The sequence below is a fragment of the Streptomyces sp. AC627_RSS907 genome (genome assembly GCF_019049165.1).
Map to the genome: position 1 here is coordinate 94,560 of NZ_JAGMUE010000092.1, position 9,712 is coordinate 104,271.

Here is a 9,712-nt window from a genome sequence, read left to right on the forward strand (position 1 = left end):
GGGTTCATGATGCAGGCCGCCACTGACAATCGGGCGGGCCTGTGGACAACCCGTCGGTTGTGGAGAACGACGGGTCCTACCACGTCCTCTGCGTGCCGCCGGTGGCCGTGAACGGCTGGTCCGTCCGCACGATCTCGCGGCCCAGCGGGAGCAGGGAGACGGGGATCAGCTTGAAGTTGGCGATGCCGAGCGGGATTCCGATGATCGTCACGCACAGCGCGATGCCGGTGATGATGTGGCCGACGGCCAGCCACCAGCCGGCGAGGACCAGCCACAACACGTTGCCGATGCAGGAGGGCGCGCCCGCGTCGCGGCGCTCGACCGCCGTGTACCCGAAAGGCCACAGCGCGTAGACCCCAATGCGAAAGGCAGCGATTCCAAAGGGGATGCCGATGACCGTGACGCAGAGCAGGACGCCCGCGACCAGGTAGCCGAGGAACAGCCAGAAGCCGCTGAATACGAGCCATATGACGTTGAGGATGGTCTTCACTGCTGTCGACCTGCCATCTTTTCGAGCCGGGCGATCCGCTCCGCCATCGGAGGATGGGTGGAGAACATCTTCGACAGCCCCTGGCCCGGACGGAACGGATTGGCGATCATCATGTGACTGGCGGTCTCGATCCGGGGCTCCGGGGGCAGTGGAAGCTGCTTGGTGCCGTGTTCCAGCTTGCGCAGCGCGCCGGCGAGGGCGATCGGGTCGCCGGTGAGCTGGGCACCGGAGGCGTCGGCCTCGTACTCCCTGGAACGGCTGATCGCCAGTTGGATGACGGTCGCGGCGATCGGGCCGAGCATCATGATCAGAAGCATGCCCAGCAGACCGGGGCCGTCGTCGTCGTTGGACCGCCCGACGGGGATCAGCCAGGCGAAGTTGACCAGGAACATGATCACGGAGGCCAGGGCACCCGCGACGGAGGAGATCAGGATGTCGCGGTTGTAGACATGGCTGAGCTCGTGCCCGATGACACCGCGCAGCTCGCGCTCGTCCAGCAGACTCAGGATGCCCTCGGTGCAGCACACGGCAGCGTTGCGCGGGTTGCGGCCGGTCGCGAAGGCGTTCGGTGCCTCGGTCGGCGAGATGTACAGCCGGGGCATGGGCTGGCGGGCCTGGGTGGAGAGCTCGCGGACCATGCGGTAGAGCGCCGGTGCCTCGAACTCGCTGACCGGGCGGGCGCGCATCGCGCGCAGCGCGAGCTTGTCGCTGTTCCAGTACGCGTACGCGTTGGTCCCCAGGGCGACGAGGACGGCGACGACGAGCCCCGCTCGGCCGAAGAAACCGCCGATGACGATGATGAGTGCGGACAGCCCCCCGAGGAGTGCTGCGGTCCTTAGCCCGTTGTGCCGGCGGTGCACGGTACGCCCTCCAAGTGGTGCGGCAGGGGAACCCTTCGCTTGCTGGTCTCGCTCGCTGTGGTTGCTTCCTGGTCCTCGATGCCACCGGTGCCGTGGCTTCACGTCCAGTGGACCCTTCCGTACTGGTCAACGCCAGGCGACGGCCACCAGTTCCCCGGCGCCCGCGGAGGCACGCGTGGTCCGTACGGGTGACGGTCGTGACGGGCGGCACGCACGCGTGGAAGGCGGGTGCCCCCACCCGCGTACCGCGAGACCGCTGTCGCTCAGAAGAGGCCGGTGTCGGCGAAGCGAAGGATCAGCTGGGGTGCCCCGGACAGGGCCACGGCGAGGACCGCGGTCAGGGTGATCGCGGCCGTGACGGGGGCGGGGACGCGGTGTTTGACGGTCGTGCCCTCCGGCGCGCGGAACAGCAGCGCCGTCCATTGGAGGTAGTAGAACAGCGCGACGACCACATTGACGGCCATGACGACGGCCAGCCAGCCGAGGCCCGCGTCGACGGCCGCGGAGAAGACCGTGACCTTGGCGAAGAGACCGATGACACCGGGCGGCAGGCCGGCGAGGCAGAGCAGGAAGAACGCCAGGAGCAGGGCGGTCAGCGGGTTGGACGCGTACAGGCCCCGGTAGTCGCAGACGCGGTTCGAAGACCTCGTACGGCCCACGAAGGCGGCCACCGCGAAAGCGCCGAGGTTCACCGCGGCGTACATGAGGGCGTAGGCGACGGTCGAGCCGGTCGACCGCTCGGGGTCGGCGGAGTACGCCGCGGCGGCGATCGGCACCAGGAGGTAGCCGGCCTGGCCGACGGACGACCAGGCGAGCAGACGGACCGCGCTGTACGCGCGCGTGGCGCGCTGGCGCAGGGCACCGACGTTGCCGACGGTCATGGTGAGCGCCGCCAGGGCCGCGAGGGCCGGTCCCCAGACGTCGGCGTACGACGGGAGGGCGACGACCGTGACGAGGATCAGGCCGGAGAAGCCGACCGCCTTGCCGACCACGGACAGGTAGGCCGCGATCGGCAGGGGCGCGCCCACGTAGGTGTCGGGCACCCAGAAGTGGAACGGGACGGCGGCCGTCTTGAAGGCGAAGCCGACGAGGGTGAGGACGACGCCGGTCCGGGCGAGCGTGGTGAGCTGCCCGTCGACGTGCTGGATGCGGTCGGCGACCTGGGTGAGGTAGAGGGTGCCGGTGGAGGCGTACACGAAGCTGATGCCCATGAGGCTGACCGCGGTCGCGGTGACCGAGGACAGGAAGAACTTCAGGGCCGCTTCCGAGGACCGGCGGTCGCCCTGCCTCAGGCCCACGAGGGCGAAGGCGGGCAGGGAGGCGACCTCCAGGGCGACGATGAGGGTCGCGAGGTCGCGGGAGGCCGGCAGGAGCGCGGCGCCGGCCGCCGAGGAGAGCAGCAGGAACCAGAACTCGCCCTCGGGGAGTGCACGGTCGGCGTCCCTCACCGCGGTGACCGAGAGCAGGGCGGTCAGGAGGGCGCCGCCGAGCACCAGGAACTGGATGGCGAGGGTGAAGGTGTCCGCGGTGTAGCTGCAGACGCCGGGCTCGCCGGTCAGGCAGAACGTCGAGCGGTCGCCGTCGGCCAGGGGCAGCAGCATGAGGGTGGAGGCGGCGAGACCGGCGACCGACACCCAGCCGAGCAGCGACTTGCGGGCGTCGCCGACGAACAGGTCGGCCACGAGGACGGCGAGTCCGACGACCGCCGCGATGGTGGGCGGCGCGATGGTGAGCCAGTCGACGGACTGGACGAGGTTCTGGGCCAGTGGCTGCGACAGGGTCTCGGCGAGGGGCTGGGCCGGGGAGCTCATCGGGTGCCTCCAGAGAGGAGCTGCTGCACGGCTGGGTCGGTCAGCCCGAGGAGAGTCCTGGGCCACAGCCCGGCGACGACGGTGAGGGCGACGAGCGGGGACCAGGCGGCGAACTCGTACGTGCGTACGTCGGTGAGCTGCGGGGCCTCCCGTGTTACGGCGCCCATGCAGACGCGGCGGACCACGATCAGCATGTACGCGGCCGTCAGCAACGTGCCGAAGGCGGCGACGGCCATGAAGGTGAGGAAGGCCGGACGGCTGAGGTCGTCGTGGGGGTCGAAGGCGCCGAACAGGGCCAGCATCTCGCCCCAGAACCCGGCCAGGCCCGGCAGGCCGAGCGAGGCGACCGCGGCGAAGGCGAGCAGGCCGCCCAGGCGCGGTGCGCGGCCGTACAGGGCGGCTCCGGCGTCCTCGGAGAGGGTGTCGAGGTCGGTGGTGCCCGTGCGGTCCTTGAGCGCGCCGACGACGAAGAAGAGCAGGCCGGTGATGAGGCCGTGGGCGATGTTGGCGAACAGTGCGCCGTTCACGCCGGTCGGGGTCATGGTCGCGATGCCGAGCAGGACGAAGCCCATGTGGCCGACGGAGGAGTAGGCGATGAGGCGCTTGAGGTCGCCCTTCGCGCCCTGTTTGGCGAGGGCCAGGCAGGCGAGGGAGCCGTAGATGATGCCGACCACGGCGAACGCGGCGAGGTAGGGCGCGAAGGTGCGGAAGCCGTCCGGCGCGACCGGGAGGAGGATCCGGACGAACCCGTACGTACCCATCTTCAGCAGGACGCCGGCCAGCAGGACCGAACCGACGGTCGGCGCGGCGGTGTGGGCGTCGGGCAGCCAGCTGTGCAGCGGCCACATCGGGGTCTTGACCGCGAGTCCCAGCCCGATCGCCAGAACCGCGGTGACCTGCACGGACGTGGTCAGCGACCGGCCGTTGTCAGTGGCGAGTGCCACCATGTCGAATGTGCCCGCCGTGATCCCGGTCAGGAGCAGGCCGAGCAGCATGACGACGGAGCCGAGGAGCGTGAAGAGGATGAACTTCCAGGCGGCCCCGGTCCGTCCCTCGCCGCCCCAGCGGGCGATGAGGAAGTACATCGGGATGAGGACCATCTCGAAGGCGAGGAAGAACAGGATCAGGTCGAGGACGGCGAAGGTCGCGAGGGTGCCGGACTCGAGGACGAGCAGCAGCGCGACGAAGGCCTTCGGGGCCGGGCCCGCGGGCGGCTTGAAGTACGAGTAGAGCGCGCAGAGGAACGTCAGCAGCGCGGTCAGGACCAGCAGGGGGAGGGAGATGCCGTCGATGCCGAGGTGGATGCGCACGTCGAGTGCGGGGATCCAGCTGATGTCCGTGCCAGCCTGCATCGTCGACGGACGGTCGTGGTCGAAACCGAGAACGAGAACGATCGCGGCGAGGAGGACGACGCCGGTCACGGTCACACCGTGCCTCAGGACCGCCTGCTCGGGTGACTTCCCCTTCAGTCCGGGCGGGGCCGGCAGGAGAGCCGCGGCGGCGCCGAGGAGCGGTCCGACGACGACGAATGCCAGAAGGAACTGCATCACGGACTCGTTGATATCGATCACGCCTGCTCACGCTCCCGTGGCGACGAGGACGGCGGCGACCGCGAGGACGACGGTGCCGGCGAGCAGCGCGCTCACATAGGTCTGCACATTGCCGGTCTGGGCACGGCGTACGGCGGCCCCGAGCCAGCGGGGCAGGGTGCCCGCCCCGCGTACGTAGGTGTCGACGACCTCGCGGTCGAGGAACCGGACGAGACGCGCGCCGGCCTGCACGGGGCGGACGAAGAGGGTCGTGTACACGGCGTCCAGGTGGAAGCCGACGGCCGCGTGCCGGTGCAGGGGGCCCAGCAGGAGCCGTCCGGGGTCCGCGGGGTCGGTGGCGTAGGCGACGTCTCCGTAGGCGGGCTGGTGGCTGGCGATGGCCGCGGCCTCCACGAGGGCGGCGTCACCCTCCGGATGGGCCGCGACCGCGCCCAGCGGGGAGCGGGCCGCGAGGGCGGTGGTGTGGCGCCAGGCCGCGTAGGTGACGATGCCGCCGACCAGCGCCACGCCCGTGCCGAGCACGGAGGTGGTGAGCGTGGGGGTGAGGTCGTGGCCGTCGAACCAGTCGGGCAGCAGGCGGAACGCGAGCCCGCCGAGGGCGAGTGAGGGGAGGGCGAGCACCCAGAGCACGGCGTTCATGACCACCGGCTGCCTGCCGTGGTCGGGGGCCTCGGCGCCCCGCCCGTGGAAGGCCAGCAGCCACAGGCGCGTCGCGTACGCGGCGGTGAGCAGGGCCGTGAGCAGACCGGCCAGGAGCACGGTCCAGCCCGCGGCGCCGGGCGCGTGCTCCGTGTGGCCGGTGGCGACGTGCTCCGCGGCCCCGAGGACGGACTCCTTGGAGAAGAAGCCGCTGAAGGGCGGGATCGCGGCGAGGGCGAGCAGCGCCACGGTCATCGTCCAGTAGGCGTCCGGAACGCGGTCGCGCAGGTTGCGCATGCGGGACATGGCGGCCAGTGAGTTGGTGCCGGCGGCATGGATGATCACGCCGGCGGCGAGGAACAGCAGCGCTTTGAAGGCGCCGTGGGTGAGGAGGTGGAAGACGGCCGCACCGCGGTCGCCGGCGGCGAGGGCGCCGGTCATGTAGCCGAGCTGGCCGATGGTCGAGTAGGCGAGGACGCGTTTGATGTCGTCCTGGGCGAGCGCGGCGAGCGCCGAGCCGGCCATCGTGACCGCGGCCATGACGGCGAGGACGACCATCGCGGCCCGTGAGGCCTCGAAGAGCGGAAGGAGCCGGGCGACGAAGTAGACACCGGCGGCGACCATCGTCGCGGCGTGGATCAGCGCGGAGACGGGCGTCGGGCCCGCCATCGCGTCGGGGAGCCAGGTGTGCAGCGGGAACTGCGCCGACTTGCCCGCGACACCGGCCAGGAGCAGCAGGGCGATCAGCGTCGGATGATCGAGCGAGCCGCTCGCCACCGCGCCGAGGACCTTGGTGATGCGGAAGGAGCCGACGTCGGTGGCCAGTGCCAGCAGGCCGATCAGGAAGGGGACGTCACCGAGCTTGGTCACCAGGAAGGCCTTGAGGGAGGCGGCGCGCGCCTCCGGGGTCTCCCAGTAGTGCCCGACCAGGAAGTACGAGCAGATGCCCATGATCTCCCAGCCGACCAGGAGCACCATCAGGTCGCCGGAGTAGACGACGAGGAACATCGCGGAGGTGAACAGGGAGACGAGAGCGGCGTACGAGGTGTAGCGCGGGTCGTCGCGCAGGTAGCCCGTCGAGTAGATCTGCACGCAGGTGGCGACGGTGCCGACCAGGACCGCGACGAGGGCGGCGAACCCGTCGATGTGCAGGGCGAGCTCGATGGGGACCGACCCGGTGGGCGTCAGCTCCGTGACGGCGTCGACGGCCTGGTCACCGCCCTGGCGCGCTGCGACCAGTACGGCGAGGACGAGGGCTGCCAGCGTCGGCAGGACGGCGAGCGGGCGGACGAAGCCGGGTGCGGTGCGGCCCAGCAGGAGGCCGGCGGCTGCCCCCAGGAAGGGGAGGAGGGGGACGAGTACGGCGAGGGTGGTCGTGGTCACGCGGTGGCCTCAGCCTTCTCGGTGGCCGTCCCGGTCGCGGGGGTGTCGGTGTCCGGAGCGTCCGGTTCGTGGCCCTCGGCGGTGTCGCGGAGCTTGTCGATGTCCGAGGTGCCGTGGTTGCGGTGGACGGCGAGCACGATCGCCAGGCCGATGCCGATTTCGGCGGCCGCGATGGCGATGGTGAACAGGGTCAGGGCCTGGCCGGAGTGCAGGGTCTCCTCGGCGGCCCGGCTGAGCCAGACGTCGAAGGCGACCAGGTTGAGGTTGACGGCGTTGAGCATCAGCTCGACCGACATCAGGACCAGGATCGCGTTGCGGCGGGCGAGGACGCCGTACAGGCCGGTGCAGAACAGGAGAGCGGAGAGAACGGCGGGATAGGCGAGGTGCATCAGCGGACACCACCCTTGCCGGACCCCTTCGGGGCGGTCTCGCGGTCGGAACCGGCCGCCCGGCCCGCGTCGGCCGTGCGTGCCGCGTCGGCTGCCCGTACCGCCTTGGCCTTGCGGGACAGGACGATGGCGCCGACCAGGGCGGCGAGGAGGAGGACGGAGAGGGCTTCGAAGGGGAGGACCCAGTTCTGGAAGAGGCTCGCTCCGGTGACGGCGGTGGATCCGGCGGCCGGGCCGTCCAGGTCGATCCAGGTGGTGCGGAAGGCGTCGACGACGACCCACACCAGGGCCGCCGCGGCGGCGAGGGCCACGGTGAGTGCGGCCCATCGGTTGCCGGAATCGGCGTCCGGGGACCGGCCGATGGGGGCCCTGGTGAGCATCAGGCCGAACAGGATGAGGACGACGACGGCACCGACGTAGATGAGGACCTGCACCCAGGCGATGAACTCGGCGGTGAGCAGGAGGTACTCGACGGCGAGTCCGCCGAGGGCGACCACCAGCCACAGGGCGGCGTGGACGAGCTGCCGGGTGGTGACCGTGACGGCGGCGGCGCCGAGGGTGACCAGGCCGACGAGGAGGAAGGCGATCTCGACGCCGGTCGGGGAGAGGAAGCCGTGGGATTCGGCCGCCGTGGTCGTGGAGCCAGCGGCGAGACGGGTGACGGTCGCTGCGAGGGTCATTCCCGGCCTCCCTGCTCCGGCTTCGGCTGGTCGTTCGGCTCGTCCGGCTTCGGCTGGCCCGGACGCCCCGGCTGCTCCGGACGCCCCGGCTGCTCCGGACGCCCCGGCCGGTCCGGACGCCCCGGCTGCTCCGGACGCCCCGGCCGGTCCGGGGGCTGCGGCTGGTCCGGGGGCCGCGGCTGGTCCGTCTGCTGCTTGGAGTCCCCCATGGGGCGGGTGGGCTGCTCGGCGGCGCGGGACTGCTCGTCGGCGTGGGATCCGCTCGCCCGGGCCGCCTCCTGCTGGGCGGCCAGCTTGTCGGCGGTCTTGCGGGCGGCGGCGAGTTCCTTCGGTTCCTCCGCTCCGGGGTCGAGCGCGGGCGGGGCCGGGACCGTCCACATCCACTCACGGAGCTTGTCGCGTTCGTGGACGAGGTCGCGGATGTCGGTCTCGGCGTACTCGAACTCCGGGGACCAGAACAGGGCGTCGAAAGGACAGACCTCGATGCAGATACCGCAGTACATGCACAGCGAGAAGTCGATGGCGAAGCGGTCGAGGACGTTGCGGCTGCGGTCGCGCCCACCGGGGGTCGCCGCCGGGACCGTCTCCTTGTGGGAGTCGATGTAGATGCACCAGTCCGGGCACTCGCGGGCGCACAGCATGCAGACCGTGCAGTTCTCCTCGAACAGACCGATCACGCCGCGGGTGCGGGGCGGGAGATCGGGCTGGGCGTCCGGATACTGCTCGGTGACGGTCTTCTTCGTCATCGTGCGCAGGGTGACGGCCAGGCCCTTGGCCAGGCCCGAGCCGGGGATCGACAGGCGGGTCCGCCGGGAGGGCGTCGTCGGGGGGCGGTGGTCGGGCGACGGGTGGGACATGGTTACTGGATCACCACCTTGACGATGCCGGTGAGGGCGATCTGGGCGAGGGAGAGGGGGACGAGGAGAGTCCAGGACAGCTTCTGGAGCTGGTCCTCGCGCAGGCGGGGGTAGGTCACGCGCAGCCAGATCACGACGAAGGCGAGGATGGCCGTCTTCAGCAGGGTCCACACCCAGCCGAGGCCGTCGGCGCCCCAGGGGCCGTGCCAGCCCCCCAGGAACAGCACGGTGGTCAGGCCGCACAGGACGACGATCCCGGCGTACTCGGCGAGGAGGAACAGGGCGAAACGCAGGCCGGTGTACTCGGTGTAGGCGCCGAAGATGATCTCCGAGTCGGCGACCGGCATGTCGAAGGGGGGCCGCTGCAGCTCGGCCAGCCCGGCGACGAAGAAGACGATCGCGCCCATGATCTGCCAGGGCAGCCACCACCACTCGAAGGCGTCGAGGATGCCGACGAGCGAGACCGTGCCCGCCGCCATGGCGACGGAGGCGGCGGTGAGCAGCATCGGGAGTTCGTACGCGAGGAGCTGGGCGGCGGTACGCAGACCACCGAGGAGGGAGAACTTGTTGGCGGAGGACCAGCCGGCCATGAGCGAGCCGAGGACGCCCACGCCCATGACGGCGAGGACGAAGAAGATGCCCGCGTCGACGACCTGGCCGACCGCGCCCTCGCCGGGGCCGACGGGGATGGCGAGGAGGACCAGGAGATACGGCAGGAGGGCGACGGCGGGGGCCAGTTGGAAGATGCGGCGGTCCGCGTCGGTGGGGACCACGTCCTCCTTCTGCGCGAACTTCACGCCGTCCGCGACGAGCTGGGCCCAGCCGTGGAAGCCGCCCGCGTACATCGGGCCGAGGCGGCCCTGCATGTGGGCCATCACCTTGTGCTCGGTCTGGCCGACGACCAAGGGGAAGGTGAGGAAGACGACGAAGACGACGAGGAGGCGCAGGGTGACGTCGAGCACGTCGTTCACTGCGGGCCTCCTGGGGAGTACGGGCGGTTCCGGGGGGTGTCGGAGCCGTCGGGGGTGTCGGGGGTGCCTGGGTCGTCGGGGG

Annotated in this window: 8 protein-coding genes and 1 pseudogene; all 9 read right to left on the reverse strand. The window is 71.1% G+C overall.

The annotated features are described in order from the left end of the window. Positions 1-76: 76 nt before the first annotated feature. The 9 genes and pseudogenes from KUM32_RS20550 to KUM32_RS20590 all read right to left on the reverse strand — a co-directional run bounded on the left by KUM32_RS20550 (position 77) and on the right by KUM32_RS20590 (position 9,630). Positions 77-490, reverse strand: a complete 414-nt coding sequence (locus tag KUM32_RS20550; RefSeq protein WP_217143374.1) for a YccF domain-containing protein — start codon at positions 488-490, stop codon at positions 77-79. Beyond that, on the reverse strand, positions 487-1,350 hold the full coding sequence (gene htpX / locus KUM32_RS20555; protein WP_217143375.1) for a zinc metalloprotease HtpX: 864 nt from the start codon (positions 1,348-1,350) through the stop codon (positions 487-489). Before htpX ends, KUM32_RS20550 begins: the two co-directional genes overlap by 4 nt. A gap of 263 nt (positions 1,351-1,613) precedes the next feature. Further along, positions 1,614-3,161 carry an NADH-quinone oxidoreductase subunit N gene (locus tag KUM32_RS20560; RefSeq protein ID WP_217143376.1) on the reverse strand — a complete coding sequence of 516 codons (1,548 nt, stop codon included), beginning with the start codon at positions 3,159-3,161 and terminating at the stop codon, positions 1,614-1,616. Then, positions 3,158-4,732: a NuoM family protein gene (locus KUM32_RS20565; RefSeq protein WP_217143377.1), complete on the reverse strand. Its 1,575-nt coding sequence runs from the start codon at positions 4,730-4,732 to the stop codon at positions 3,158-3,160. Before KUM32_RS20565 ends, KUM32_RS20560 begins: the two co-directional genes overlap by 4 nt. Positions 4,733-4,738: 6 nt before the next feature. Continuing rightward, positions 4,739-6,733, reverse strand: coding sequence for an NADH-quinone oxidoreductase subunit L (locus KUM32_RS20570; RefSeq protein WP_217143378.1), 1,995 nt, complete (start codon positions 6,731-6,733; stop codon positions 4,739-4,741). Then, positions 6,730-7,122, reverse strand: a complete 393-nt coding sequence (gene nuoK, locus KUM32_RS20575; protein ID WP_217143379.1) for an NADH-quinone oxidoreductase subunit NuoK — start codon at positions 7,120-7,122, stop codon at positions 6,730-6,732. The genes KUM32_RS20570 and nuoK overlap by 4 nt, the downstream gene beginning before the upstream one ends. Further along, positions 7,122-7,802, reverse strand: coding sequence for an NADH-quinone oxidoreductase subunit J (locus KUM32_RS20580; RefSeq protein WP_217143380.1), 681 nt, complete (start codon positions 7,800-7,802; stop codon positions 7,122-7,124). Before KUM32_RS20580 ends, nuoK begins: the two co-directional genes overlap by 1 nt. 275 nt (positions 7,803-8,077) lie before the next feature. Next, a pseudogene (locus KUM32_RS45340) lies at positions 8,078-8,548 on the reverse strand (4Fe-4S binding protein); the annotation flags it as partial. A gap of 113 nt (positions 8,549-8,661) precedes the next feature. Further along, a complete protein-coding gene (locus KUM32_RS20590) occupies positions 8,662-9,630 on the reverse strand; it encodes a complex I subunit 1 family protein (RefSeq protein ID WP_217143381.1) in 969 nt (322 codons plus the stop codon). Positions 9,631-9,712 lie beyond the last annotated feature (82 nt).